The organism is Saccharospirillum mangrovi (assembly GCF_003367315.1).
Classification (GTDB): domain Bacteria; phylum Pseudomonadota; class Gammaproteobacteria; order Pseudomonadales; family Natronospirillaceae; genus Saccharospirillum; species Saccharospirillum mangrovi.
On sequence record NZ_CP031415.1, the window covers coordinates 2,082,529 to 2,108,709 of the forward strand.

General features: G+C 57.7%; 25 protein-coding genes and 2 tRNA genes. 8 read left to right on the forward strand and 19 right to left on the reverse strand.

The features are described from left to right. Positions 1-10: 10 nt before the first annotated feature. Both pyrI and pyrB read right to left on the reverse strand, forming a co-directional pair. Complete coding sequence (pyrI, locus tag DW349_RS10015) at positions 11-481, reverse strand: aspartate carbamoyltransferase regulatory subunit (RefSeq protein ID WP_108125489.1); 471 nt, start codon at positions 479-481, stop codon at positions 11-13. Next, positions 478-1,422: an aspartate carbamoyltransferase gene (gene pyrB, locus DW349_RS10020; protein ID WP_108125490.1), complete on the reverse strand. Its 945-nt coding sequence runs from the start codon at positions 1,420-1,422 to the stop codon at positions 478-480. Before pyrB ends, pyrI begins: the two co-directional genes overlap by 4 nt. A 244-nt stretch (positions 1,423-1,666) precedes the next feature. Here pyrB and DW349_RS10025 point away from each other — a divergent pair, with 244 nt between their 5' ends. Then, entirely contained in the window at positions 1,667-1,978 is a 312-nt protein-coding gene (locus DW349_RS10025; protein ID WP_108125656.1) for a ComEA family DNA-binding protein, read from the forward strand. A 123-nt stretch (positions 1,979-2,101) separates the two neighbouring features. Here the strand turns inward: DW349_RS10025 and DW349_RS10030 are convergent. The 12 genes from DW349_RS10030 to gyrA all read right to left on the reverse strand — a co-directional run bounded on the left by DW349_RS10030 (position 2,102) and on the right by gyrA (position 15,262). After that, positions 2,102-2,176 (reverse strand) — tRNA-Gly (locus DW349_RS10030). Positions 2,177-2,295: 119 nt separating this feature from the next. Beyond that, positions 2,296-2,371, reverse strand: a tRNA-Glu gene (locus DW349_RS10035). A 78-nt stretch (positions 2,372-2,449) separates the two neighbouring features. After that, positions 2,450-3,586 (reverse strand): tetratricopeptide repeat protein, encoded by a 1,137-nt coding sequence (locus tag DW349_RS10040; RefSeq protein ID WP_108125491.1) that lies wholly within the window; start codon positions 3,584-3,586, stop codon positions 2,450-2,452. Position 3,587: 1 nt separating this feature from the next. After that, positions 3,588-3,806, reverse strand: a complete 219-nt coding sequence (locus DW349_RS10045) for a lipopolysaccharide assembly protein LapA domain-containing protein (protein WP_108125492.1) — start codon at positions 3,804-3,806, stop codon at positions 3,588-3,590. Positions 3,807-3,851: 45 nt separating this feature from the next. Next, on the reverse strand, positions 3,852-4,145 hold the full coding sequence (gene ihfB, locus DW349_RS10050; protein ID WP_108125493.1) for an integration host factor subunit beta: 294 nt from the start codon (positions 4,143-4,145) through the stop codon (positions 3,852-3,854). 209 nt (positions 4,146-4,354) lie between these two features. Next, on the reverse strand, positions 4,355-6,040 hold the full coding sequence (gene rpsA, locus DW349_RS10055) for a 30S ribosomal protein S1 (protein WP_108125494.1): 1,686 nt from the start codon (positions 6,038-6,040) through the stop codon (positions 4,355-4,357). A gap of 245 nt (positions 6,041-6,285) precedes the next feature. Beyond that, on the reverse strand, positions 6,286-6,969 hold the full coding sequence (gene cmk / locus DW349_RS10060) for a (d)CMP kinase (RefSeq protein WP_108125495.1): 684 nt from the start codon (positions 6,967-6,969) through the stop codon (positions 6,286-6,288). A 31-nt stretch (positions 6,970-7,000) separates the two neighbouring features. Then, positions 7,001-9,223 (reverse strand): 3-phosphoshikimate 1-carboxyvinyltransferase, encoded by a 2,223-nt coding sequence (gene aroA, locus DW349_RS10065; RefSeq protein ID WP_108125496.1) that lies wholly within the window; start codon positions 9,221-9,223, stop codon positions 7,001-7,003. Then, positions 9,220-10,323 (reverse strand): histidinol-phosphate transaminase, encoded by a 1,104-nt coding sequence (gene hisC / locus DW349_RS10070; RefSeq protein WP_108125497.1) that lies wholly within the window; start codon positions 10,321-10,323, stop codon positions 9,220-9,222. The genes aroA and hisC overlap by 4 nt, the downstream gene beginning before the upstream one ends. An 18-nt stretch (positions 10,324-10,341) precedes the next feature. Then, positions 10,342-11,457, reverse strand: a complete 1,116-nt coding sequence (pheA, locus tag DW349_RS10075; protein WP_108125498.1) for a prephenate dehydratase — start codon at positions 11,455-11,457, stop codon at positions 10,342-10,344. Further along, positions 11,450-12,532: a 3-phosphoserine/phosphohydroxythreonine transaminase gene (gene serC, locus DW349_RS10080; protein WP_108125499.1), complete on the reverse strand. Its 1,083-nt coding sequence runs from the start codon at positions 12,530-12,532 to the stop codon at positions 11,450-11,452. Before serC ends, pheA begins: the two co-directional genes overlap by 8 nt. A gap of 33 nt (positions 12,533-12,565) precedes the next feature. Further along, positions 12,566-15,262, reverse strand: a complete 2,697-nt coding sequence (gene gyrA / locus DW349_RS10085; RefSeq protein WP_108125500.1) for a DNA gyrase subunit A — start codon at positions 15,260-15,262, stop codon at positions 12,566-12,568. Positions 15,263-15,495: 233 nt separating this feature from the next. Here gyrA and DW349_RS10090 point away from each other — a divergent pair, with 233 nt between their 5' ends. The 5 genes from DW349_RS10090 to DW349_RS10110 all read left to right on the forward strand — a co-directional run bounded on the left by DW349_RS10090 (position 15,496) and on the right by DW349_RS10110 (position 20,148). Then, positions 15,496-16,815, forward strand: coding sequence for a TRZ/ATZ family hydrolase (locus DW349_RS10090; RefSeq protein WP_108125501.1), 1,320 nt, complete (start codon positions 15,496-15,498; stop codon positions 16,813-16,815). 67 nt (positions 16,816-16,882) lie between these two features. Continuing rightward, positions 16,883-17,590 (forward strand): bifunctional 2-polyprenyl-6-hydroxyphenol methylase/3-demethylubiquinol 3-O-methyltransferase UbiG, encoded by a 708-nt coding sequence (ubiG, locus tag DW349_RS10095; protein WP_108125502.1) that lies wholly within the window; start codon positions 16,883-16,885, stop codon positions 17,588-17,590. Then, positions 17,587-18,264 (forward strand): HAD family hydrolase, encoded by a 678-nt coding sequence (locus DW349_RS10100; protein ID WP_108125657.1) that lies wholly within the window; start codon positions 17,587-17,589, stop codon positions 18,262-18,264. The genes ubiG and DW349_RS10100 overlap by 4 nt, the downstream gene beginning before the upstream one ends. Next, positions 18,234-19,028 carry a YciK family oxidoreductase gene (locus DW349_RS10105; RefSeq protein ID WP_108125503.1) on the forward strand — a complete coding sequence of 265 codons (795 nt, stop codon included), beginning with the start codon at positions 18,234-18,236 and terminating at the stop codon, positions 19,026-19,028. Before DW349_RS10100 ends, DW349_RS10105 begins: the two co-directional genes overlap by 31 nt. A gap of 301 nt (positions 19,029-19,329) precedes the next feature. Beyond that, on the forward strand, positions 19,330-20,148 hold the full coding sequence (locus DW349_RS10110) for a GGDEF domain-containing protein (protein ID WP_157954335.1): 819 nt from the start codon (positions 19,330-19,332) through the stop codon (positions 20,146-20,148). A gap of 10 nt (positions 20,149-20,158) precedes the next feature. Here DW349_RS10110 and rluB read toward each other — a convergent pair whose 3' ends face one another. The 5 genes from rluB to DW349_RS10135 form a co-directional block, all read right to left on the reverse strand. Further along, positions 20,159-21,139, reverse strand: coding sequence for a 23S rRNA pseudouridine(2605) synthase RluB (rluB, locus tag DW349_RS10115; protein ID WP_108125505.1), 981 nt, complete (start codon positions 21,137-21,139; stop codon positions 20,159-20,161). After that, the gene (gene scpB, locus DW349_RS10120) at positions 21,129-22,325 is read right to left on the reverse strand and encodes an SMC-Scp complex subunit ScpB (RefSeq protein WP_108125506.1); all 1,197 of its coding nucleotides are present in this window, start codon (positions 22,323-22,325) and stop codon (positions 21,129-21,131) included. The genes rluB and scpB overlap by 11 nt, the downstream gene beginning before the upstream one ends. Continuing rightward, positions 22,322-23,254 (reverse strand): segregation and condensation protein A, encoded by a 933-nt coding sequence (locus DW349_RS10125; protein WP_420820652.1) that lies wholly within the window; start codon positions 23,252-23,254, stop codon positions 22,322-22,324. Before DW349_RS10125 ends, scpB begins: the two co-directional genes overlap by 4 nt. A 15-nt stretch (positions 23,255-23,269) precedes the next feature. Next, complete coding sequence (locus DW349_RS10130) at positions 23,270-23,893, reverse strand: L-threonylcarbamoyladenylate synthase (RefSeq protein WP_108125507.1); 624 nt, start codon at positions 23,891-23,893, stop codon at positions 23,270-23,272. 109 nt (positions 23,894-24,002) lie between these two features. Beyond that, positions 24,003-24,854, reverse strand: coding sequence for a PHP domain-containing protein (locus DW349_RS10135; RefSeq protein WP_108125508.1), 852 nt, complete (start codon positions 24,852-24,854; stop codon positions 24,003-24,005). 81 nt (positions 24,855-24,935) lie between these two features. Between DW349_RS10135 and DW349_RS10140 the strand changes: the two genes are divergently transcribed. Next, the gene (locus tag DW349_RS10140) at positions 24,936-25,232 is read left to right on the forward strand and encodes a YciI family protein (protein ID WP_108125509.1); all 297 of its coding nucleotides are present in this window, start codon (positions 24,936-24,938) and stop codon (positions 25,230-25,232) included. 164 nt (positions 25,233-25,396) lie between these two features. Continuing rightward, entirely contained in the window at positions 25,397-26,074 is a 678-nt protein-coding gene (locus DW349_RS10145; protein ID WP_157954336.1) for a TIGR04211 family SH3 domain-containing protein, read from the forward strand. Positions 26,075-26,181 lie beyond the last annotated feature (107 nt).

The window sequence follows — 26,181 nt, forward strand, 5'->3', positions numbered from 1 at the left end:
GACCACCGAATCAACTTTTGTTTTCGGTAAACAAGGTATCGGCAAACGCCCGTTCACAATAATGGCAACGTAACTGCAACGTCGCTTCCTGAATGACTGAAAATCGGCTCTCAACCGGCTCAACATGCGTAATGCAATTGGCGTTTGGGCACACAAAGACGCCAATGAAAGTCTCCGGCAATCCAATGGGGAACTTCCGCACCACCCGGTATTCTTCAATGATGTTGACGGTGGCCTTCGGAGCAAAAAGCGCCAGTTCCGCAGCGTCCTGTTCGGTGAAGCGCCAGTCATCGATTTTGATCAGGTCTTTCATGCCGCCGCCGTGACTGGGCAGATTCAGACCCACCGTCAGACGCACTTCGGCATTTCTCAGCTGCAACCGCCCCAGGATAGTCAGCCCTTTGCCGGCTGGGATGTGATCGATCACCGTGCCATTTTGAATGGCTTCGACCAGCATCTTTTCACGTCGATGCTCACTCATACCAAGCCTCCACCGGGCGACAAGACACCTTCATTCATCACCAGCGACAGCAATGCCTGGCGGGCATAAACCCCATTTTCGGCTTGCTGAAAGTAGTAGGCATGACTGGTGCGATCGACTGCCGGATGAATTTCATCCACCCGAGGCAACGGATGCATCACCCGCATGCTCGGCTTGGCGGACTTAAGCATCTCCGGTCGAAGCACAAACTGGGACGCCAGGTGCATATATTCAGTCGGATCAAAGCGCTCTTTTTGCACCCGCGTCATGTACAAAATATCGACCAAGGGCACAACCGCTTCCAGGCTGTCCGCATATTCAAACGCGATACCGGCGGCGCGCAGGCTGTCTTCAATATAGGCCGGCATGGCAAGCGCTTCGGGTGCCACAAAATAAAATCGCGGTTTGAAATGTCCCATAGCCTGGGCCAGGGAATGGACTGTCCGGCCGTATTTCAAATCGCCCACTAAAGCGATGGACAACCCATCCAAACGGCCCTGACATTCGGCAATGGAAAATAAATCCAGCAAAGTTTGAGACGGATGCTGATTAGCCCCGTCGCCGCCATTGATCACCGGAATATTGGCCACTTCGGCTGCTAATCTGGCTGAGCCCTCACGCGGATGTCGCATGATGATGGCATCCGCATAACCGGCAATCATGTGAATGCTATCGGTCAGCGTTTCGCCTTTTTTGGTGGAGGTATTGCCGCTGTCAGAAAAGCCAATAATGGTGCCACCCAACCGTTGAACAGCGGCTTCGAAGGATAGGCGGGTTCGCGTGGAGGCTTCAAAAAAACAGCTGGCGATCAGACGATCTTTTAACAGTGGCATCGGTCCGGATTGTTTCAGCGCCGCTGCACGTTCGATGATGAATTCAATATCGGCCTTCGATAGATCGCCGATGGAGACCACATCACGATCGAACAAGGGGTTGTTCATAGCGTAGCCCGATGAAGATTTGCGGCATTCTACCAGAATTGAACAGAGCGAATAGCGCCGCCGAGAAATCCCTCAATCGTTGAAACCGACTTTTCTCAAACCAAAAACACTCAATTGATTGGCCGCAATGAGAGCCAGTTCAAAACGTCAAACTTCTGACACCCTCCAATGCTTGATAGATTGGGAAGTGATCGCTGTTGCGATCACAGACCTTAATAATGACAAACAGAAGGAACCTGTACCCATGATCAAACCCATCCTTTTTTCTTTGGGATTGAGCCTGCTGACGCTAAACGCGACCGTTTCTGCGGAAGACAATGCAGCCACTTCAGCAGAAGACAGCGTGGTCTTGTACGTCGACATCAACAATGACAACGCAGAAAAAATGGCCGATCTGCTCGACGGTGTTGGCTTGGCTAAAGCGCAAGCCATTGTTGAGTATCGAGAGCAGTATGGCCCCTTCATTGGGCCTGAGGATTTACTCAACGTCCGAGGGATTGGACCAGCCACTTTGGAGAAAAACCGCAGTCGCATTCAGGTTGGTATGACTGATTAAGGGAGCATTTTCTGAGGAAATAAAAAAAGCAGCCGATGGCTGCTTTTTTTATTGTCGCGGGAAACGAGAGGCGACCGGGCTGGCGTTCCAGCTCGCAACCCAAGTTGCCACTTCAATCAAATTTGGAGCGGGAAACGAGATTCGAACTCGCGACCCCAACCTTGGCAAGGTTGTGCTCTACCACTGAGCTATTCCCGCAAAACTGGTGTTATTCGAGCTAGTTCGACTGCGTCGAACCAAACTCGCGAGACTACCCGTCCGGCCCCAACCTCGGTCAAGGTTGTGCTCTGCCTCTGAACTATTCCCGCAAAAATAAATGGCGTCCCGTAGGGGACTCGAACCCCTGTTACCGCCGTGAAAGGGCGGTGTCCTAGGCCACTAGACGAACGGGACGCACAGTGCTTCTGACGAAGCGGAGCGCATCATACCAACTTTGAGGCGCAGTTCAATAACTTTATGAAAATCAACACTCTAGCTGCGATTTAACGCCGCCTGCCGTCGATCTTCGTGAACTCTTTGTTCGTGACGGGAAAACGCCGTTTCCCAGCGTTCACACTGCGGACAAAACCAGATCATGGTGCCGGATTCATAGCCGCAATGATTGCATTGATAGCCATCGGGCAACCGCAGCTTCAAGCGCTGAATGGATTCCAGCAGTACCGCACGAGGGGTTGCACCAATGTCTCGCCGTTGCTCCAGCCAACGCTGCATCAAACCGAAAGACGCGCCACTGTTAACCACTCGCTCCAACTCAGTCTGCCAATACGACTGGCGAGGATCACTGTCGCCGGTTAAATCCAGAATGGCTTCCAGTACTCGGTGGCTAGGGTGGTAGTCGTATAGCTTTTCCAGATAGCGACGCAACGATGCTTCGCCGCCGACCAATCGGGACAAGCGTTTTAACCCGGGAAGAATGACATCCACACGTCGAACATCTCGCACCAAGGCTTCTTTCAACATGCGCAGCGCTTTGTGATAGTGCCCCAAGGAGGTTTCCAGCTCTGACGAGGCGATAAAAGTCCGCGCGCTGTCCGATAGTTTTCGCGCCTCTTTTAACGCCGAGCGCGCCAGCGCCAGCTTGCCCTGCCCCTTTAATTGTCCGACGTATTCACAATACAGATTGGCTAACCGCATATTGCCGGAACCGGGCTGACCATAATCCCGGACTAATTTGATCGCACGCTCCCACTCTTGCTCCCGCTCAAGGACAACCAACCACAACCGAAATGCCTGAGCAGAAAAACGTTCACCCTGATCCAGAATCAAGGATTCCAGCTCGGTCTCGGCACGCCCCAATAGACCGGCCGAGAAAAAGTCCTGAGCCAATTCAACGCGGACGCGATTGGCATCCTGTCGACGTAGATCAGCATCTAGCAAGGTTTCATGGATGCGAATGGCACGCTCGATCTGACCTCGCTTGCGAAACAATTCAGCCAGTGCCAAATGCGTTTCCAGAGTGTCGACTGTAATCGGCAGGCGTTCCAGCAGTACATCGAGTTCGCGATCAGGCTCGGATGACAGTGGTTCAAAAGGTTCAAGCCGGTAACGTGACGGCACCGACCAGGGCGTCGTCAAACGGCGCCAAAGGGATTTGACCGTGGTGAGCATACTAGCGGCCTGTGCGTTTACGGCCGACCAAACGGCCCAAAATCAGACCAATCAATACACCGACAAACAGGGTCGCCAATAACCAGACAAATAATGGCAACGCGGGTGTCTGCCAAGCCATAAAGCTGAGCACTGTGCTTTGATGATTACCAAAGGCCAACAGCCAGGCGACAATCAGCAATAGAAAGGCGCACAGTAGTTTGGCTGATCGGATGAGCATGGGTGTTTTTCAGCCTCCCGGCTGCGAGCAAACGAGGGTGGGCGATCAGTCGTCGTCGATGCTGAGATTCACCGACTCACGCAATTCCTTGCCCGGTTTGAAATGCGGAACGTATTTGCCTTCCAGAGTGACCGACTCACCGGTCTTCGGATTGCGACCCACTCGCGGAGAACGATAGTGCAGTGAAAAACTGCCAAAGCCACGAATTTCGATACGCTCGCCATCGGCCAGACTTTCGGCCATATGGTCCAACATCGTCTTGATGGCCAATTCGACGTCTTTTACGGACAACTGGCCCTGGCGGTCAACGATCCGTTCAATTAATTCCGATTTGGTCATCCGAACCTCCCGATCGGGTGTTCCTCAACGATCAATATTTAGACTAATTCAGGCCCCAAAATAACACAAGTATTTATTTTTTAACGTTTTTTTGCAGTTTCGGTTGAATTGGATGGCCTTTCAGAAAGGCATTCACGATAAAACCCACAGGCAAACAGGCACAAAAAAGCCGGCGCTCAGGCCGGCTTTTCTTGGAATTGAGTGACTAATTACTCTTCGTCACCCTGCTCCATTTTTTGCTTGATCAGATCACCAATGGTGGTCGGACCAGCCGCTTCTGCGCTCTTTTCTTTCAGCTCACGTACCGCCGTTTTCTCGTCCTGAACGTCTTTCGCCTTGATGGACAGGCTGATGACGCGGTTCTTACGGTCGATACTAACGATCTTGGCTTCGACTTCGTCGCCTTCGTTCAGGGCGTTACGAGCGTCTTCAACCTTGTCGCGAGAGATTTCAGAAGCCTTCAGGATGCCTTCGATGTCGTCAGCCAACAGGATGACGGCCGCTTTGGCGTCCACTTCTTTAACAGTACCGGTGACGATGGCACCTTTATCGTTCACAGAAACGTATTCAGAGAACGGATCGCTGTCGAGCTGTTTGATGCCCAGAGAGATGCGCTCACGCTCCGGATCAATCGACAGGATGATGGTTTCCAGTTCGTCGCCTTTCTTGTACTTGCGAACGGCTTCTTCGCCTGATTCGTTCCAGCTGATGTCAGACAAGTGAACCAGACCGTCGATGCCACCTTCCAGACCGATGAAGATACCGAAGTCGGTAATCGACTTGATCTTGCCGGTAACTTTGTCGCCCTTGTTGAAGTTGTTGGAGAAGTCTTCCCAAGGATTCACAACGGTCTGCTTGATGCCCAGAGAGATACGACGACGCTCTTCATCGATGTCCAGAATCATCACATCAATCTCGTCGCCAACAGAAACGACTTTAGACGGATGGATGTTCTTGTTGGTCCAGTCCATTTCAGACACGTGAACCAAACCTTCAACGCCTTCTTCCAGCTCAGCAAAGCAGCCGTAATCGGTCAGGTTGGTAACACGAGCTTTAACAACCTGCTCTTCCGGGTAACGCGCTTTGATGTCGACCCAAGGATCTTCACCCAGTTGCTTCAGACCCAGAGATACACGGTTACGATCTCGGTCGAACTTCAATACTTTGACTTCGATTTCATCGCCAACCTGAACGATTTCGCTCGGGTGCTTGATGCGTTTCCAAGCCATGTCGGTGATGTGCAGCAGGCCGTCAACGCCGCCCAGATCAACGAAGGCACCGTAATCGGTCAGGTTCTTAACGATACCCTTGATGACCTGGCCTTCTTGCAAGCTGGCCAGCAACTCTTCGCGCTCAGCGCTGTTAGAGGCTTCCAGAACAGCACGACGGGAAACAACAACGTTGTTGCGACGACGGTCCAGTTTGATGACTTTGAAATCGAGCTCTTTGCCTTCCAGGTGAGCGGTATCGCGCACCGGGCGGATGTCGACCAGAGAACCTGGCAGGAAGGCGCGTACAGAGCTGATGTCGACAGTAAAGCCACCTTTGACTTTGCCGTTGATAACACCTTTGACCACTTCTTCCGCTTCGTAAGCTTTTTCCAGCTCGGACCAGGCTTCAGCACGCTTGGCTTTTTCGCGAGACAGGCGGGTGTCACCGAAACCATCTTCTACGGCTTCCAGCGCTACCTTAACTTCGTCACCGATGGCGATTTCCAGCTCACCGTCTTCGCTCACAAACTGTGAACGCGGGATGATGCCTTCCGATTTCAGGCCAGCGTGGACCGTCACCCAGTCAGAGTCGATAGCAACGACCAGACCGGTAACGATGGAGCCCGGCTCCATTTCGATGGTTTTTAAGCTTTCTTCAAAAAGTTCAGCGAAAGATTCAGTCATTTAATTTGGTATCCCAATGATTAACAGCCCATCGCCTGGATTTTAGGTTGGCGGCGACCAGCGGCTTTACCGTATGCCAGCTCATACGGGTCAATCCAACAAACCCGGTGCAGTCACCATACTGGGGGTGATCGGCCCGGGACCCGGCCGGCACTCTATCCGCGTTCGAACAGTGTGCACAGCCATTTCAGGAGCGCGTATTATACGGATTCAGGGGTAACAACCAAGGGCCTGAGGGGAATTTTTCACCATTCGATGCCGCGATCTGCCACCAGATCGAGCACCTTTTGCATGACTTGCTCAATGCTGCTCTCGGAAGTGTCGATGATCACGGCGTCGGCCGCCGGCTTTAACGGCGCTACCGCGCGGTTGGTGTCGCGTTCGTCACGCTCGACGATGTCTGCCAGAACGCGGTCGTAGTCGGCGCTGGCGCCACTGTCGCGTAATTGTTTATAGCGCCGGCGGGCCCGTTCATCGGCCGACGCGGTCATGAAGATCTTCAGATTGGCTTCCGGGAACACCACTGTGCCCATGTCGCGGCCATCGGCAATCAGTCCCGGTTCGGTGCGGAACGCCCGCTGGCGCTTGAGCAGTGCTTCCCGTACCCGACCGAACGCCGCCACGCGCGATGCGTTTGAACCGACTTCTTCGGTACGGATTTGCCGGGTAACGTCGTCACCTTCGAGCAAAATGATGATGGCGTTGCCTTCTTGCTGGAATCGTATGTCCAGGTGCTCGGCAATCACCGCCAAGGCGGATTCGTTATCGAAATCGACGCCATGGTTCATTGCTGCCAGCGCAGCCAGGCGGTAAAGCGCGCCGGAGTCGAGGTAATGCCAGCCAAACCGACTGGCCAGCAGACCGCTGACCGTGCCTTTGCCGACGCCGCCGGGTCCGTCCAATGTGATGACGGGTGCCTTGGAATTCATGTTATCTGTCCTGGTTGTCGTGGGTTTGCCGTCAGTCTTCCAATGTCACGGCATAACCAAGTTGTCCGACCGCTGCGCTGAAACCGGGATACGCCCCGAGCACTCGGCCGGCATTACGAATAATGACGGGTCGTCGCGTTACCTGGGCTGCGACCATAAACGCCAACGCGACCCTGGGGTCGCCGGCGCAATCGACAATGCCACCATCCAATGGCTGGCCGACCCGACCGCGGACTCTAACGTCCTCATCGGTCACTTCGATGTCAGCGCCCAACAACCGCAGCCCTTCGAGCATGCGCGTCAGTCGGTCGCTTTCTTTAAAGCGCAATTCGCCCAAACCGGCGAAACAGCTCTCGCCGTCTGCCAGCGCGGCCAGGACGAACAACAGTGGGAACTCGTCTATGGTTCGGCCGCTGAGGTGGGTGCCGTAGCTGCCCCCTTTGAGCGGCGCGCATCTTACCCGAAGATCGGCGACAGGTTCACCCCCCTGGTCACGAATATTGCTCATGACCACCGAGCCACCCATGTCTTTCAGAATGTCCAGAAAGCCCAAACGGCTGGGATTCACGCCCACAGAGGTCAATGTCAGATCGGAACCCGGTACCAGGGTCGCGGCGGCAAGGTGCACCGCTGCCAGTGAAAAATCCCCTGGTACGTCCAGATTCAGCGGCGGCAATTGCGATGCCGGCGCAAACACCAGAGCGTTGCCGCGGCTTTCCAGACGGCAGCCCAACTCCGCCAACAAACGTTCGGTGTGATCGCGACTGGGCGCCGGCTCGGTCAGTCGCACCGGCACACCGGCACACAGCGCCGCCAGCAAAATAGCCGACTTCACTTGTGCACTCGCCATCGGCAGATCGTAATCCAGTGGCTGCCACTGCTGGCCGGGCTGAATCAAAATGGGGGCGGTGCCGCTCGCCGTCAGCTCCAGGTGCGCGCCGAGTTCTGCCAGCGGCACTTGCAACCGCGCCATGGGTCGTTGATTCAACGACGCATCGCCAATCAATTCGCTGGCGAACGGCTGCGCCGACAGTACGCCAGCCAACAACCGCATCGAAGTAGCCGACTGGCCCAGGTACAGCGGACTGTCGGGCGCTTGCAAACCCGTCAATCCACGACCTTGAACGCGAATTTCGCCGTCATCCGCTTCGTCGATCACCACGCCCAGTTTGCGCAGCGCTTCCAGCGTGGTGCGATTGTCATCGTTTTCACCAAAGCCGCGAATGTGGCTATCGCCCTCAGCCAACGCCGCCAGAATGACCGCCCGATGCGAAATAGATCGGTCACCCGGCACAGCTAAAGTGCCCTGCAACCCGGCCGGTGCCGGGGCAACAATCAGGTTGCGGCGCGTATCGTCGCTGTGTCGCTGACGGCTTTGCAGGATCTGCGTGAAGTAGTCGCGTGCTGACTTGGCGCGGCCGAATACATCCAGCAAGGTTTTACCCTCGCCACGCTCAATGGCGCCGGCCAGGTTTTCCAGGTCCGACTGAAAGCGCCGCAGCACGCCCAAGGTGGCGTCTCGATTGGCCAGAAAGACGTCGTGCCACATGGTCGGATCGGACGCGGCAATGCGGGTGAAATCGCGGAAACCGCCGGCGGCATAGCGGAAAATCTCGCGGTTATCCGATTCCCGCGCCAACGTATCCACCAGAGAAAACGCCAACAGATGCGGTAAATGACTGGTCGCGGCCAACACTTCATCGTGGCGCGCCACCGACATGCTGACCACTTCCGCGCCCACCGCTTGCCACAAGCGAGTCAACAGCGCCACCGCCGCCGGATCGGACGATGGCAACGGCGTCAGAATCAATAAATGACGATCGAACAAATCCGCCTTGGCAGCATCAACGCCGGATCGTTCCGCACCAGCAATCGGATGGCCGGGTACGAAGCCCGCAGGCAAGTCGTCACCAAAAACCTCGCGGGCGGCGTCCACCACGCGACCTTTGACGCTGCCCACATCGGAAATCACAGTGTCGGCTCGCAAATACGGCTGCAGCGAACGCAGCACCGAACCCATAGCCAGCACCGGTACAGCCAGCAGTAAGACATCGAACTCAGGCACTGTCTCGATCGAATCGACCCGAGCGTCGATGATGCCCAATTCCAACGCCCGCTCGGCCACACCGGGCTGTGCGTCCATGCCAAACACCTGGGCAGAACGCGACAGGCGCAGCGCCTTGGCAAAGGAAGCGCCGATCAGTCCCAGGCCGACAATGAGTACTCGAGGCAGGGCTGACGTCGCTTGAGTCATGACACCAACTCGGCTTCCAAAGCCGTCAAAAAGCGCTGGTTTTCCGCTTCCAGACCGATGGATATGCGCAGGTATTCCGGCATGTCGTAGCTGGCTAACGGCCGAACAATCACACCCGCTCGCAACAGCGCTTGATGAATCGCCCCGGCACGCGCGCCCAGATGCACGGACACGAAATTGGTCACCGACGGAATCGTTTCCAACTCCAGCCGCTTAAACGCGCTGGTCAGTTGCTCGTAGCCCGCTGCGTTAACGGCCAGTGATTCCTGCAACCGAGCGGTATCCGCCAGCGCCGTTTCGGCTGCGACCAATGCCAGCGAATTCAGATTGAACGGCTGCCGAACGCGATTGAGGATGTCGGTAATCTCAGCGTTAGCAACGCCATAACCGACCCGCAGACCGGCCAGTCCATAAGCCTTGGAGAAGGTGCGCGTCACAATCAGGTTGGGATAGCGCCGCTGCAACTTGAAACCGTTGGGGTAGTTTTCCTGATCGACGTATTCGGCATAGGCCTCATCCAACACCACCAGCACGTTTTCCGGCACAGCGGTCATAAAGGCTTTGAGTTCGCCTTTGCTCAGCCAGGTTCCGGTCGGGTTGTTGGGGTTGGCGATAAACACCAGGCGGGTGCGCTCGGTCAGGGCGTCGGCCATGGCATCGAGATCGTGGCCCCAATCGCGCGATGGCACGACCACAGGCTTGGCACCGGCCGCCTGAACCACCAATGGATAAACAGCAAAGGCGTATTGGCTCATTACCGCTTCATCGCCCGGACCCAAAAACGCCTTGGCAAGCAGCTCAAACAATTCATTGGAACCGCAGCCGAGAGTCAGCTGGTTCATGTCCAGGCCGTGGCGCTCAGCCAGCGCTTGTTTCAGCCGGAAGCCGTTGCCATCCGGATAGCGGGCAATGTCTGGTAAGGCGCGATGAATGGCGTCCTGGACGCGGGGTGACAAACCCAACGGGCTTTCGTTACTGGCCAGCTTGATGACGTCGCTGACGCCCAGCTCGCGCTTGAGTTCGTCGATCGGTTTACCGGGTTCGTACGGCTTGAGGGTCTGAATGCCGGCCGCCGCCAAAGCCCTGTAATCGCAACTCATGCTGACTGTCCTGGGCGCTTAGAGCACCGCTTTGGGATAAGAACCAAGCAGCTTGACTTCCACCGCCTTGGTACGAATGTCCACCAACGCCTGCTGCACGTTGGCATCCTGCAGGTGACCGGCAAAGTCGATAAAGAAGACATAGGTCCAATTACCCGACGGCGATGGGCGAGTCTCCAACCGCGTCATATCGACGTTGTGGTCGTTAAACGGTTGCAGCAGATGGTAAAGCGCGCCCGGTTCGTTGCGCATTGATACAACGATGGAGGTCTTGTCGTCGCCAGACATACCGACGTCTTCGTTGCCGATGATCAAAAACCTCGTCGAATTATCCGGCGAATCTTCGATCTTGGTTTCCAGCACGGTCAGATCGTACAGTTCAGCCGCCATCTCGCCAGCGATGGCTGCCGAGTTCCACTCGCCGTGAACACGGCGCGCGGCTTCGGCATTGGAGTTCACCGCTACACGTTCGGCCATTGGCAAATGGGCGTCCAGCCATTTACGACATTGCGCCAGCGACTGCTGATGACTGTAGATGCGAGAAATTTTTCCCGGCTGCGTATTCGGCCCCACCATCAAATGATGGTGAATGCGCAACTCAACTTCGCCGCAGATGCGCAGACCGGAATTGATAAAACTATCCAGCGTATGATTCACCACGCCTTCGGTGGAATTCTCCACCGGCACGACGCCGTATTTGCAGGCGCCGGCTTCGACTTCGCGGAACACTTCATCAATAGCCGGCATCGGCTTGGTTTTCACCCACTGACCAAAATGCTTGACCGCCGCTTGCTGAGTAAAGGTGCCTTCCGGGCCGAGATAGGCCACTTCCAGCGGTTTTTCCAACGCCAGACAGGCCGACATGATTTCGCGGAACAACCGCGCCATGTCTTCGTTGCCGAGCGGGCCTGTGTTGCGTTCCATCACTCGGGTCAGCACTTGTGCTTCGCGTTCAGGTCTATAAAACACCGCGTCCGGTGATTCTTTGAGTTTGACTTCGGCGACCTTCAACGCGCACTGGGCGCGCGCTGAAATGCGCTCAAGAATTTCGCTGTCGAGTTGATCGATGCGCTCACGCAGCGCGTTCAGATCGAGCCCGTCGAGCGGGTCTGGAGTGGAGTCCTGATCAGCCATGGCGTTGTTCGAAATCCTTCATGAAATCCACCAGCGCCTGCACACCCGCCAACGGCATGGCGTTGTAAATGCTGGCCCGCATGCCACCCACACTGCGGTGACCCTGAAGATTATAAAGACCGGCCGCCGACGCTTCGCTGAGGAAAACTTCGTTCAACGTTTCGTCCGCCAGAATAAACGGAATATTCATGCGCGAACGATGCTCTACGGCAATCGGATTGCGATAAAAACCGCTGTCGTCGATGGTGCGATACAGCAACGCCGATTTTTGCGCATTGAGCGCTGCCATCGCCGAAGGTCCGCCCTGCTGTTCCAGCCAGTCGAACACCAGACCGGCCAGATAAACTGCAAAGGTCGGTGGCGTGTTAACCATCGAACCGGCCTCGGCCTGATTGGCGTAGTTCAGTAGCGTCGGTGTGCCCGGCAATGCCTTGCCCAGCAAAGATTTGCGCACGATGACCAGCGTCAAACCTGCCGGACCAATGTTTTTCTGCGCACCGGCGTAGATCAGACCGTAGTCAGAGACCTGAATGGGTTTGGACAGAATGCAGGACGACATGTCCGCAACCAGCGGTACATCACCGCTGCTGGGAACGTAATCGAATTCGACGCCGCCAATGGTTTCATTGGGTGTGAAATGCAGATAAGCCGCGCTCGGGTCGACTTCAAACTCATTCGCCCGAACGGCGCGGCGATACTGCTCGGCTTCGGTCGAGGCGAGCACGCGCGCCTCACCATAGCGCGCCGCTTCTTTGACCGCCTTGGACGACCAGGTGCCGGTATCCAGAAAGGTCGCCGCGCCGCCCGCACCGAGCAGATTCATTGGGATGGCCGAAAACTGCAACGTGGCACCGCCTTGCAGAAACAAAACAGCGTAGTCGTCTGGTACTTCCAGCAGCTGACGCAATTTGGCTTCGGCATGTTCAGAGACCGCCACAAACTCGTCGGATCGGTGCGACAGCTCCATGACCGACATACCCAAACCATGCCAATCAGGCAGTTCTGCCTGCGCCTGTTCCATCACCGGCGTTGGCAACATGGCCGGGCCGGAGCAGAAATTGTATCCGCGCGTCATGGTGCGCCGCTCTCCTACAAAAAGTTCTTTGCCTCAGTCTTCGGTTTCGTCTTCGTCGTTCTCAGCGTCGTCTTCGAAATCGTCGTCATCATCGACGACGTCTTCGTCATCCGACTCGTCCGCATCCGGTTGGCCCGGCGCGGCCGGTGCCGGGCGTTCGGCGTCCGGTTTGTCGGCCACATCCAGTACCGATTCGTCTTCGTCCGGCTCTTCGATGCGCTCAATACTGACCAGACGTTCGTCATCCGCCAGGCGAATCAATTTAACGCCCTGAGTGTTGCGCGACAGCACGGAAATGCCTTCCACCGATGTCCGCACCAGGGTGCCTTGATCGCTGATCAGCATCACTTCGTCGCCCTCAAATACCTGCTTGGCGCCAACCAACGGACCGTTACGATCGTTGGTCACCATGGCGATCACGCCCTGGGTACCTCGGCCTTTGGTCGGGAATTCATCAACCGCCGTGCGCTTGCCGAAGCCACGTTCAGAAGCGGTCAGAATGGTGCCGTTTTCCTGCGGGATGATCAGCGAAATAACCGACTGGTCGTCCTGCAATTTAATGCCGCGCACACCGCGTGCGGTCCGACCCATCGGACGGACGTGGTTTTCATCGAAACGCACCACCTTGCCGGCGTTCGACAACAGCATGACTTCGCGCTGGCTGTCGGTCAGGGCGACGCCCACCAGGCGGTCGCCGTCGTCCAGCGACAACGCAATCAAGCCGGCAGAGCGTGGACGCGAGAAAGCATCCAACGACGTTTTCTTCACCGTGCCGTTAGCGGTCGCCATAAAGATAAACAAATCCGGGTTGTATTCGCGGATCGGCAAAATGGCGGTGACTCGCTCTTCCGCTTCCAACGGCAGCAAATTCACCATCGGTCGGCCACGGGCGTTGCGGCTGGCCTGTGGAATCTCAAACACACGCAACCAATAAACTTTGCCGCGATTACTGAAACACAGCACGGTGTCGTGACTGCTGGCGACCAACAGATGTTCGATAAAATCGTCATCTTTCAATGCCGACGCCGAACGGCCTTTGCCGCCGCGACGCTGAGCTTCGTAATCGGTCAGCGGCTGCGTCTTGGCGTAACCGCCGTGGGAGATGGTGACCACCATGTCTTCTTCGGTGATCAGGTCTTCCATCGACAGGTCGAGACGGCTGGCAATGATTTCAGTTTTACGGGCATCGCCGTATTGATCTTTGATGGTCAGCAGTTCTTCGCGGATCACTTCCATCAACCGCTCGTAGCTGCCCAGAATGCGCAGGAACTCGCCGATGTCGTCGATAATCTGCTTGTACTCACCGATCAGTTTTTCGTGTTCCAGACCGGTCAGTTTTTGCAGACGCATGTCGAGAATCTGCTGTGCCTGTTCCGGTGACAGGAGGTAGCGCTCATCGCGTACGCCGTAGGCTTCGTCCAGGTCTTCCGGGCGGGAAATGTCGGCACCAGCGCGTTCCAACATGGCCGCGACATCACCCAGCTCCCAGCTTTGCGCCAACATGCGTTCTTTGGCTTCGGCACCGGTTGCTGACGAACGGATCAACTCGATCATCTTGTCGATGTTGGCCAACGCAATCGCCAGACCTTCCAGGATATGACCGCGCTGACGTGCCTTGCGCAGATCAAATACCGTCCGGCGTGTCACCACTTCGCGGCGGTGACGGATAAAGGCGTCGAGCAATTCTTTCAGGTTCAGCACTTTGGGCTGGCCGTCGACCAGCGCCACCGTATTGATGCCGAACACTTGCTCCAACTGCGTTTGGGCGTAGAGGTTGTTCAGCACCACATCGCCGGATTCGCCGCGCTTCATTTCGATGGCGATGCGCAGACCGTCTTTGTCGGACTCGTCGCGCAGTTCGGAGATGCCTTCGATCTTCTTCTCTTTAACCAGCTCGGCGATCTTCTCGATCAACCGCGCCTTGTTCACCTGATAAGGAATTTCGTGAACGATGATCGACTCGCGGCCGGTCTTGGCATCGACCAATACTTCGGCTTTGGCACGGGTATAAATGCGGCCACGGCCGGTGCGGTAGGCTTCAACAATGCCTTTGCGACCGTTGATGATGCCGCCAGTTGGGAAGTCCGGGCCTGGGATGTATTCCATCAGATCGTCGATGGTCAGATCCGGGTTGTCGATCAACGCCAGACAGCCGTCGATCACTTCGTTCATGTTGTGCGGCGGAATGTTGGTCGCCATACCGACGGCAATACCGGAGGCGCCGTTGATCAGCAGGTTCGGCACCTTGGTCGGCAGCACATCGGGAATCAGTTCGGTGCCGTCGTAGTTTTCGACGTAATCGACGGTCTCTTTTTCCAGATCCGCCAGCAGTTCGTGCGCCAGCTTCTGCATGCGGATTTCGGTGTAACGCATGGCCGCAGCGGAGTCGCCGTCGATGGAACCGAAGTTGCCCTGACCGTCGACCAGGGTGTAACGCATGTTAAAGGGCTGAGCCAGACGAACGATGGTGTCGTACACCGCTGAGTCGCCGTGCGGGTGGTATTTACCGATAACGTCACCGACCACACGAGCGGACTTTTTATAGGCTTTGTTCCAGTCGTTACCCAGCACATTCATGGCGAACAAAACGCGCCGGTGCACTGGTTTCAGTCCATCGCGCACGTCCGGCAAGGCGCGGCCGACGATGACGCTCATGGCGTAGTCGAGATAGGACTGTTTGAGCTCCTCCTCAATGTTCACCTGGAGGATTTCTTTGGCTAGCTCACCCATGCGGTACGGTATCCTTAGCGGTTCAGTGAGACGCAGTATGAAGGCTGATTTCGGGGCCTGAGCCCGCCTCAAAACGCGACGTACAATGGCGCGAAATCATACCACAAATCAATGAGATAGATATAACCGATCACCCCCGCAGGCGGTCAGCGCGCTGGTGATCGGAGGCTCAAATCACTAGAATGTGCGCACCCGGCCGACCGGTCGTTCACGAATCCAACAGAAGGGACGCCATGCAACGCATCGACACCCTGATCCACGCCCACTGGATCATCCCCGTCAACCCGCAACGCGATGTCCTGGTGGACCACAGCCTGGCCATCAAAGACGGCATCATCGAAGCCATTCTGCCGACCGATCAGGCCAAAGCGCAGTACCAGGCGGACGACACCGTCGAATTAGGTGAAAGCGCGCTGATTCCCGGCTTCATCAACACCCACGGCCACGCCGCCATGGCGCTGTTCCGCGGCATGGGCGACGACCTCGAGCTGATGACCTGGCTCAACGATCACATCTGGCCGGCCGAAGGCGCCTGGGTTGGTGATGAATTCGTTGCCGACGGCACCGAACTTGCCATTGCCGAAATGCTGCGCTCCGGCACCACCACCTTTGCCGACAACTACTTCTTCCCGGCTGCGGCCGCTGAAGTCACCGAACGCGCCGGCGTGCGCGCTCAGTTTTCGTTCTCGGTCATCGACTTCCCGACCAACTGGGCCAAGACCGCCGATGAGCACATCGACCTGGGTATGGAACTGGTCAAACGCTACAAGGGCCACAGCCACATCAAGATGATGTTCGGTCCACACGCGCCCTACACCGTCTCCGATGAGCCGATGATCCGCATCCGCGATCTGGCCAAAGAACACGACCTGATGATTCAGATGCACGTCCATGAAACCCAGACCGAAGTGGACGGTGAAATCGAAAAGCGCGGCGGTCGCCCGATTCGTCGCCTGAAAGACCTGGGTCTGCTCGGTCCGCAATTCCAGGCCGTGCATATGACCGCGCTGAACGAAGAAGACATCCAAGACATCGCCCAGACTGGCACCCACGTCGTGCACTGCCCGGAATCCAACCTGAAACTGGCCAGCGGCTTCTGCCCGGTCGATCAGTTGCAGAAACTCGGCGTCAATGTCGCTCTGGGCACCGATGGCGCGGCCAGCAACAACGATCTGGACATGATGGGTGAGATGCGCACCGCCGCCATTCTGGCGAAAGCCGTCGGTCAGCGCGCCACCGCCCTGCCCGCCATGGAAGCCCTGGCAATGGCAACGCTGAACGGCGCTCGCGCCATGGGTTGGGAGCAGGAAATCGGCAGTCTGGAAGTGGGCAAGCGCGCCGACATTACCGCCGTACGTCTGGACGACCTTGAAAGCCAGCCGCTGTACGACCCGGTTTCACACCTGGTGTACGCGTCCACCCGCGATCAGGTCAGCGACGTCTGGGTCGATGGCAAACGCCTGCTCAAGCAACGCCAACTGACCACGCTGGACCGCGACGCCATCATCGCCAAAGCGAAACAGTGGCAGGCGCGCATCACCAACACCCAATAAGACCCCAAGCCGGCCGACGCTGAAAACGTCGCCGGCTTTTTTATTTCCCGACGCTCGAGGCAACACCGTGACCGCGAATATCGACCCGGCCGAATTGGAAAAATTCGGCGCCCTGGCCAGCCGTTGGTGGGATCCGGAATCCGAATTCAAACCGCTGCACGACATCAATCCGGCGCGTGCCGGCTACATTGACGAGCACCTCAACATTGCCGGACTGAAGGTTGTCGACATCGGTTGTGGCGGCGGCATTCTGACCGAAGCGCTGGCGCAACGCGGCGCTCAGACCACCGGCATCGACATGAGCGAAGCGCCATTAAAAGTCGCCAAGTTGCATGCCTTGGAAGCCGAATTGACCATCGACTACCGGCAAATCACCGCCGAAGCCCTGGCCGACGAAGCCGCCGGCAGCTTCGATGTGGTCACCTGCCTGGAAATGCTGGAACACGTGCCCGATCCATCGTCGGTGATTCAGGCGGTGGAACGTCTGCTCAAGCCCGGTGGTCGAGCGTTTTTCTCGACCATCAACCGCAACCCCAAAGCCTGGGCGATGGCGATTGTCGGCGCCGAATACATCATGCGTTTGCTGCCGCGCGGCACGCACGAATACCGCAAACTGATCCGTCCGGCCGAGCTGAACCGCTGGGCAATGGACGCCGGTCTCAAAGTCACCGGCATGCGCGGCATGCACTACAACCCGCTGACGCGCCGCACCCGCCTGAACGACGACGTGTCGGTGAACTATCTGCTCACCGCCGTTAAGCCCGTCGTCGAATGAGTCAGCGCGCTTTGCTGTTCGATCTGGACGGCACCCTGCTCGATTCCGCCCCGGCCTTTATGACGGCGATGGACGCTTATGCCGATCAAGTCGGCCTACCGCGCCTGACCAAGCATCGCGAACACTACGCCTCGGCCGGCGCCCGCGCGGCCGTGGCGGCGATCCACAGCATTGACCGGGACCACCCGCAGTTTCAGCAATTTCGTGAAGAGTTCCTGGCACTGTTTCTCGATACCCCGGTGTCGCTGAACCAATGGTACCCGGGCGTAAAAACACTGCTGACGCAATTGACTGACCAACAGATTCCCTGGGGCATCGTCACCAACAAGCCGCGCCCGCACACGCTGGCGGTGCTGGAAGTGCTGCTGCCACAACAACCACCGGCGCTGGTCTGCCAGGGCGATCTGGACACCATCAAACCCGATCCGGCGATGCTGTGGGCGGCCAGCGATGCGTTGAACGTCGATCCGGCAGATTGCCTGTACGCTGGCGATCACGAACGTGACATCCAAGCCGCCAAGGCCGCCGGCATGCGCTCACTGGCCTGCACTTACGGCTATCTGCACGTCGATGACGACCCCAAACAATGGCAGGCCGATGATTTGGCCGAGACCGCGCACCAACTCACTGAAAAGGCTTTGCAATGGCTGACGCCCACACTTCAACCCAACTGACCACCGCCGATCTGGCGCTGGCGGATTCGCCCGATGCGCTGCAAGACAAAGTCATCGCCATCACCGGCGCCGGTGCTGGTATCGGCCAGGCCATGGCGCTCGATTTCGCCCGTGCCGGCGCGCACGTCGTATTGATCGGTCGAACGCAGGAAAAGCTCGAAGCGGTCTACGACCAGATTGAAGCGGCAACTCAAACCCAGCCGATTCTGTTGCCGATCGATCTGGCCGACATCACGCCGGACAACGCCCGCGAGCTCGCCTTTGGCATCGAACAAACCTACGGCCGCCTCGATGGCTTATTGCTCAACGCGTCGCTGCTCGGCGACAAGATGAGCATTCAACAGTATTCGCCAACCGTCTGGCGCAAAGTCATGCAGGTGAATCTGGACAGCAGCTTTTACCTCAGCCAGGCGTTGTTGCCGCTGCTGATGGCCGGCAAACACGGCCGGTTAATTTTCACCACGTCCAGCGTAGGCCGTCAGGGTCGCGGTTATTGGGGCGCCTATGCGGTGTCAAAATTCGCCACCGAAGGCCTGATGCAGACACTGGCCGATGAAGTCGGGACGATTTCCGCATTGCGCGTGCATTGCATCAACCCCGGCGGCACTCGTACCGCCATGCGTGCGGCGGCCTACCCGGCGGAAGACCCGTCCGAGGTGCCGGCACCGGAAGCGCACGCGCCCTTCTACCGTTATTTGATGAGCGACCACAGCCAGGCCTTCAATGGCGTTTCCTGGGACGCCCGCGATTTTCTACCTGCCTGACCTTGCCGCCCAGCGGCGACAATTTTCCGCCATCTGACTTGCCGCCTTAGGCGGCAAGACTTCTCCAAAGCGTCATTTTTTTGCCGCATACCAACATAACCATCTGATTTATAAGAACTTTTAAGATTGGCACGTAAATCGCTTACAGCTGCTGCAAACAGCAACGGCGGTTATCAGGATGGTTACCAGTTTTACTCAGAGACGCTCGACTCCGGATTCCGGCACAACTCGTACACGCGCTCCGCACCCGGTCCCGGATAACGGTCCAACGCTGGATCAGCTTCAGGATTTCCGCCTGCACATGATGAAACAGCTGCAAGCGACCTTGGACATCGAACAGATTCTGCGCACCTTCTTTAACGAGGTGCAGCATCTGGTACCGCTCGATGGTTGCCATTATCAGGCCGAACACGTTGGCTTGATGTTGGATTTCGGCGATACCGGCCGACACCGCTGCAACTACGAACTGAGCCTGCACGACGAACAATTCGGTCGTCTGGGTTTTTCCCGCAACCGCCGTCTGCAAGAACGCGAAATGCAGTTGCTGGAATCGGTGATGGACGTGCTGATTTACCCGCTGCGCAACGCCCTGCTGTACCGCAAGGCGCTGGCAACCGCCATGATCGACCCGCTGACCGGCCTGAACAATCGCGGCGCCATGGCGATTACGCTGAACCGGGAAATGGATCGGATGCGTCGTCACAATCAGGACATGAGTATCCTGATGGTCGACATTGACCGCTTCAAAGACATCAACGACCGCTACGGCCATCTGGCTGGTGACGACGTCTTGCGCCAGGTCGCGCAAATCATCGACACCACCATTCGCGGTTGCGATGCCTGCTTCCGCTTTGGCGGCGAAGAATTCCTGATCATGCTGACCGATTCAAACCTGCCGCTGGCGCGCATGGTCGCCGAGCGCTTGCGCCACACCGTTTGTGAGCAGACGCGCTCACCGGCGCCCAACGCTCATGTCACCATCAGCGTCGGGGTAGCGCATTTCGACAACGAATCGGATTGGCCGGAACTGGTGGATCGCGCCGACCGCGCGCTGTATCAGGCCAAGCAGGACGGCCGCAACCGGGTGGCGATCAGCCAGCCGGTTACGGCGCCCGTTTAAGGACGTCTGATTAAGAAGGTTTATCGCGCCGCGGTCTGGACTTGGGCTTGGCGGCGCCGGTTTTGGATTTATCCGCCCTGGCTTTGTCAGGCCGGGCTTTGTCAGGCCGGGCTTTGTCAGACTTGGCGCGCGTCGGCTTGGGCGCATCGTCCTTGGGCGCGTCAGTTTTCGCTTTAACCGACCGGCGCGTTTTCTGATTTTCCATGCGCCGTTTATTCGGATCGTGCTTCGACGTCACGATGGATTTCCACGGTGCGGTCGGCAAATCCACCCGCTTGGCGAGTTTATCGATTTCCGCTTTTGGCAATTCTTTCCAGGTACCGGCACGCACATCGGCATCCAAAAACACCGAGCCATAACGCACCCGTTTCAGCCGCGACACCTTCAAGCCCTGGCTTTCCCACAAGCGGCGCACTTCGCGGTTACGCCCTTCCATAATCACCACGTGATACCAGACGTTGGCACCGCGACCGCCGAATTCCTGAATGTCGGTAAAGCGCGCTGGACCGTCTTCCAGTTCGACACCGACGTGCATGGTTTCAACTTGTTCCTGCGTTACTTCACCCAACACACGCACGGCGTATTCGCGGTCGATCAGACCGGACGGATGCATCAGCCGGTTGGCTAACTCGCCATCGTTGGTGAACAGCAACAGGCCGGAAGTGTTCAAGTCCAAACGGCCGACAACAATCCAGCGCTCGCCGGGCAAATGCGGCAAGCGGTCAAACACCGTCGGCCGGCCTTCCGGGTCACGCCGGGTGCAGACTTCGCCTTCCGGCTTGTTGTACACCAGCACCCGACGCACGCGCTGGGTTTCGATCTTGACCGGCTTGCCGTCCAATTCCAGCGCATCGCCAGGGCCGACTTTGTCGCCCAGTTTGACCAGCTCGCCATTGACTTTAACCCGGCCTTCTTCAATCGCGCGTTCCATGTCGCGGCGCGAACCTTTACCGGCTTTGGCCAGCACTTTTTGAATGCGTTCAGTACTCATCGTCTTCCTCGGGGCGTTGCTGGTCTCTCTCCCGAGCGTCCAGCAGCGCCTGTTGTTGCGCCAGTTTTTCTTCAATGATGCGCAGGTGTTCGGCGTCGCTCATCGGCTCGGCCGGTTCGTTATTTTCGCTATCGGTTTCTTCGGTCTTGGTTGTTGCGTCACTGTCGTCGTCATCGCTGTCCGACAGATCCAGATCCGGGTGTTGATGACCGGCGCGCTGCGCTTCAAACGCCTGCTCGATGGCGTCGTTAACGGCGTCCATCTGCGACAACTCGTCGTCCAGTTTCTCATCAATGTAGTCGTTGCCCGTCTTGCCGCTGCGTTCCACTTCGCGCAGCCGATCGACCATCGAACTGAAGCTGATTTCCGCCTGGGTATCGACGGTACCGGCGGCATCCGGATCGTCGTTGAGCGCCAGTTCCGGTGCCAGATCTTCCAGGTCGCGGATTTCACCCAGGCTCGGTAACTGGTCAAGACTGGTCAGGCCAAAATGATCCAGGAATTGCCGCGTGGTGGCGTACATGGCCGGGCGGCCAGGCACATCGCGATGGCCGACGACGCGTACCCATTCGCGTTCCTGCAACGTTTTAATAATGCTGGAGCTGACCGACACGCCGCGCACGTCTTCGATTTCGCCGCGCGTGATCGGCTGGCGATAGGCAATCAGCGCCATCGTTTCCAACAGCGCGCGTGAATAGCGTTGCGGCTTTTCTTCCCACAAGCGGCTGATCCAGACGCCCAGGTCAGACCGCGTCTGGAAGCGCCAGCCGCTGGCAACTTCCACCAGCTCCAGACCGCCGCCGCTGTATTTCGCCATCAGCTCAGCCATCAGGCTGCGGATGATGCGCCGGTGCGGCCGTTCGTGTTCCAAAAACAACGCGCCCAGCTGCACCACCGACAAAGCCGTACCGGCGGCAAACAGACTGCCTTCCAGAATGTGCTTAACGTCGTCCGGGGCGTGACCGCCGTAGGGATCGCCGATCTCTTCGGCCGGCGGGTCGACGTCTTCGTCGTCAGCCACGGCATCGCCCAAATCCGGGTCGTCGTGCGCCGCCGGATCGGATTCCGGCACAGCCTCGCTGGCCGACTCCGATTCGGGTTGAGTGTTGAGCTCATCGGCGGAAGTTTCTGCGTCTAACTCGTCCGCCACAGGCTTGTCGTTGTCAGGATTGTTGGGTTCCGTCATTCACCGCGTGCCTTTACATGAATGGGCGCGAACGCCTCGTTCTGAATCAGATCGATCAAGGATTCTTTGCACAATTCCATCACCGCCAAAAAAGTCACCACCACACCGAGGCGACCTTCTTTGGCGTCAAACAAGGTAATAAAGGGCACGAAGGCGCCGCCGTTCAGGCGCTCCAGCACTTCGCCCATGCGTTGCCGCGTCGATAAGGTTTCGCGCTGAATTTCGTGTTCTTCGAACATATCGGCGCGCGCCATGACGTCTTTCAGCGCCAGCAGGATTTCGCGCAAATCGACATCCGGGTGCAGTTTCGGGCGTTGGTAATCCGGCTGATGTTCGGCTGTGGTGTAAATGTCGCGACCAACGCGCGGCACTTCATCGAGATTTTCTGCCGCGGTTTTGAACTGCTCGTATTCCTGCAAACGACGAATCAGTTCGGCGCGCGGATCTTCTTCCTCGTCTTCGTCATCGTGCGAGACGCGTGGCAACAACATGCGGCTTTTAATTTCCGCCAGCATCGATGCCATCACCAGATATTCCGCGGCCAATTCCAACTGCATGGCGTGCATCAACTCGACGTACTGCATGTACTGTTCGGTAATCTGGAAGACGTTGATGTTGAGGATGTCGAGGTTCTGTTTGCGAATCAGATACAGCAATAAATCGAGCGGGCCTTCGAACGCATCAAGGAAGACTTCCAGCGCATCGGGCGGAATGTACAGATCCATCGGAATCTGCGTCATCGCCTCGCCGTCGATCACCGCGAACGGCATTTCCGTCTGTTCCGCACGGGCGCGTTCGCGCAGCCGCTCCAACGCCCGTTCCTTGGCGCTGACGGCACCGGCGACCACCGGCACGTCGCCCGGTTCGAACAAGGCCGTTGCCGGGTCGTCGGTTGGCTCGATCGGGGCGTTGTCGGGCGTATCGCTCACACAGCTCTCCGGACGTTATTGACGAAACGGGCTGACGTCGCCGGCGCCTTCGCGCAGCACTTCCGGCACTTCGTCGAGCAGACTGACGATGGACGATTCTTCCAGGCCGCAGAAGCCGCCATCGATCACCAGATCCAGATCGCGCTGCAACCGATCGCGAATATCTTCCGGGTCGCTCTGCGGTGCGTCGTCACCCGGCAGAATCAACGAGGTGCTGATCATGGCTTCGCCCAATTCGGCAAGCAGCGCCTGGGCAATCGGATTGGCCAGCACGCGCAAACCGATGGTGCGGCGTTTCGGATGCATCAGTCGGCGCGGCACTTCGCGCGTGGCCGACAGAATAAAGGTCAGCGGGCCAGGCGTGTTGTTCTTGATCAGTCGGTAAGCGACGTTATCGACCTTGGCGAAATTCGACAGCTCCGACAGATCGCGACACACCAACGTAAAACGATGATCTTCCCCCACCTGACGAATGCGCCGGATGCGGTCAATCGCCGTCTTATTTTCCAGACAGCAGCCGAGAGCGTAGGCACTGTCGGTCGGATACGCGATGACGCCGCCGTCGCGCAGAATGTCGACGGCCTGCTTGATCAGACGAGGCTGGGGGTTTTCAGGATGGATGGAAAAAAACTGACTCATTGGTATTGGCTCCCGCCAAGAACTGGGCCGTGAATTGGCCCCAACTAAAAACAAAGCCGCACTTTAGCATTGCCGCCGCCGCTGGGGAAAGCGTCGAACGGACGTCGAATCAGCCGAGCAACGCATCCACCAAACGCTTGCCCTGTGACGGCCATTGCGGGTACCAACCCAGCCGCGCCCAGGGTGTGTCGGGCTGATGAAAATCGCTGCCGCCGCCGATCAGTAAATCGCGTTCAATGCAGCGTTCGACCAACCGTTGACGCATCGGTGGTTGCATCGCCGGGCAGCAGACTTCGACGGCTTCGCCACCGGCCTGTTGAAAATCATCGAGCAACTGATCGAGCTTGCGCCAGGTCAGTTTGTAGCGATGCGGGTGCGCCAACACGGCTTTGCCGCCGCAGGCGCGAATGTCGGCGACCGCCTGTTCCAACGGCGGCCAGCCTTGTTTGACGTCGCCAACTTTGCCGGTACCGAGCCAGCGCTTGAACGCCTGAGCGCTGTCTTTCGCCTGACCGGATTTGACCAGAAACCGAGCTACGTGTGGCCGGCCCGGCAAGGCATCGCCGGCTTCGGCACGGATGTCCGCTTCGCTGATGTCGAGGCCGGCGCGGCGCAACACAAACATCAGTCGTTCGAAACGTTGCTCGCGGGCGTGCACGTAACGTCGTTCGACATCAAGCCAGGCGTCACTGAACACGTCCATACCAATGCCAACAATATGAATGTTGCGGCTGAGCCACAGCGACGATAATTCCGCCCCCGGCCACAAGCGCAATTGCTCCGACAATTCACCGCCTTCGTGCAGCGCGCGATAACCGGCAGCGGTGTCGTGATCGGTCAACACCAGATGCGACAACCCCGCCGACAACGCCTGGTCGTACAACGCCTGCGGCGACAGCACGCCGTCGGAAGCGTGGCTGTGGCAATGCATTTCCCAGTCGTGGGCCAGGTTGGTATTCACGTCGGCGCCTGTTGCTGTCGCTTGAAAGAGTCCCGTATTATGCCTGCCTTATTCCACCGCTTCACCCAGGGAGTAGTTCGCATGTGGTACGCCATTGTCAGCGAGGACGTCAGCGATAGCCTGAGTTTGCGTCAGAGCGTTCGCCCGGCTCATCTTGCCCGTCTGGAAACCCTTCAGGCCGAAGGCCGCTTGCTGGTCGCCGGTCCCACGCCCGCCATTGACAGCGACAACCCCGGCGAAGCCGGCTTCACCGGCTCAGTTGTGATTGCCGACTTCGCCTCGCTCGAAGACGCCAAGCGCTGGGCCGACGCCGATCCCTATGTTGATGCCGGTGTTTATGCCCAGGTCAGTGTCAAACCCTTTAAGCGAGTGTTTTGATCGACCACCATTACCCCGATAAAAAGCATCGATGCGCGGGCCGATCTATGCCTTGCGTGGCGATGCGGATTGCTTACACTCAGGAACCTCTGCACGCCAGAGCCTCGCGACTCGCGCACCGAGGTTCCACCGACTCAAAAACGACAGTTAACGGAAGCCGTAACATGACCCGATTCTCCACCGCCAAAGTTCTTCTCGGCCTGATGACGACCGCAGCGATCAGCGCCGGAACCCTGGCTGACACCCGCTGGCTGAGCGACGAGCTCTGGGTAAATCTGCGCGCCGGCGCCAGCGACAGCGCCTCAGTTCTGCAAACCATCGCCTCTGGCACGCGCATGGAAACGCTGAGCGATGAAGCGCAAAACGGTTACTTGAATGTGCGCACCGAACAAGGCACCGAAGGCTGGATTCCGCGCCGCTACACCCAGACCACGCCGACCGCCTCGCTGCGTCTGAGCAACCTGGAAGCCGAGCGCGATCAGTTGCAACAGCAATTGAACGAACTGCAGCAACGCCACCGCGATCTGCTTGCCAACCGTGGCGACGTCAGCGGTGAACTGGAATCCCTGCGCGTCGAAAACGAACGCCTGGCGACCGAGCTGAACGAAATCACTCAGATCAGTGGCGACGCCATCAATCTGGATCAGCGCAACAAGGATTTGTCGGAAGACAACGCCCGTCTGAAAAACGATCTGGATCTGGCGCAATCGCAGCTGTCAGAAATTCGTGAAAGCAACGACAGCAGCATGCTGCTGGCCGGCGGTGCTTTGATCTTTGTTGGTCTGGTACTGGGCATTGTATTGCCGCGCATCCGCGCCAAGCGTCGCGACAGCTGGGCCTGATTTGCCCCGCCCCGCTCGTCCAAATCGGCACCTTCGGGTGCCGATTTCATTTTTGCCGGATCTACTGGCACCATCGGTGAAACGCAGTCCTAACGACACCAGTCTTC

Coding starts and splice junctions, on each gene's coding strand:
- DW349_RS10110 (WP_157954335.1), top strand. CDS start 19,330: ATGATGAAACAGCTGCAAGCGACCTTGGACATCGAACAGATTCTGCGC.
- serC (WP_108125499.1), bottom strand. CDS start 12,532: ATGACGCGCGGATACAATTTCTGCTCCGGCCCGGCCATGTTGCCAACG.
- hisC (WP_108125497.1), bottom strand. CDS start 10,323: ATGAGTTGCGATTACAGGGCTTTGGCGGCGGCCGGCATTCAGACCCTC.
- DW349_RS10105 (WP_108125503.1), top strand. CDS start 18,234: ATGGCTGACGCCCACACTTCAACCCAACTGACCACCGCCGATCTGGCG.
- DW349_RS10145 (WP_157954336.1), top strand. CDS start 25,397: ATGACCCGATTCTCCACCGCCAAAGTTCTTCTCGGCCTGATGACGACC.
- DW349_RS10140 (WP_108125509.1), top strand. CDS start 24,936: ATGTGGTACGCCATTGTCAGCGAGGACGTCAGCGATAGCCTGAGTTTG.
- DW349_RS10040 (WP_108125491.1), bottom strand. CDS start 3,586: ATGCTCACCACGGTCAAATCCCTTTGGCGCCGTTTGACGACGCCCTGG.
- cmk (WP_108125495.1), bottom strand. CDS start 6,969: ATGAATTCCAAGGCACCCGTCATCACATTGGACGGACCCGGCGGCGTC.
- DW349_RS10045 (WP_108125492.1), bottom strand. CDS start 3,806: ATGCTCATCCGATCAGCCAAACTACTGTGCGCCTTTCTATTGCTGATT.
- rluB (WP_108125505.1), bottom strand. CDS start 21,139: ATGAGTACTGAACGCATTCAAAAAGTGCTGGCCAAAGCCGGTAAAGGT.
- pheA (WP_108125498.1), bottom strand. CDS start 11,457: ATGGCTGATCAGGACTCCACTCCAGACCCGCTCGACGGGCTCGATCTG.
- DW349_RS10100 (WP_108125657.1), top strand. CDS start 17,587: ATGAGTCAGCGCGCTTTGCTGTTCGATCTGGACGGCACCCTGCTCGAT.
- aroA (WP_108125496.1), bottom strand. CDS start 9,223: ATGACTCAAGCGACGTCAGCCCTGCCTCGAGTACTCATTGTCGGCCTG.
- ihfB (WP_108125493.1), bottom strand. CDS start 4,145: ATGACCAAATCGGAATTAATTGAACGGATCGTTGACCGCCAGGGCCAG.
- rpsA (WP_108125494.1), bottom strand. CDS start 6,040: ATGACTGAATCTTTCGCTGAACTTTTTGAAGAAAGCTTAAAAACCATC.
- DW349_RS10090 (WP_108125501.1), top strand. CDS start 15,496: ATGCAACGCATCGACACCCTGATCCACGCCCACTGGATCATCCCCGTC.
- DW349_RS10130 (WP_108125507.1), bottom strand. CDS start 23,893: ATGAGTCAGTTTTTTTCCATCCATCCTGAAAACCCCCAGCCTCGTCTG.
- pyrI (WP_108125489.1), bottom strand. CDS start 481: ATGAGTGAGCATCGACGTGAAAAGATGCTGGTCGAAGCCATTCAAAAT.
- pyrB (WP_108125490.1), bottom strand. CDS start 1,422: ATGAACAACCCCTTGTTCGATCGTGATGTGGTCTCCATCGGCGATCTA.
- scpB (WP_108125506.1), bottom strand. CDS start 22,325: ATGACGGAACCCAACAATCCTGACAACGACAAGCCTGTGGCGGACGAG.
- DW349_RS10025 (WP_108125656.1), top strand. CDS start 1,667: ATGATCAAACCCATCCTTTTTTCTTTGGGATTGAGCCTGCTGACGCTA.
- gyrA (WP_108125500.1), bottom strand. CDS start 15,262: ATGGGTGAGCTAGCCAAAGAAATCCTCCAGGTGAACATTGAGGAGGAG.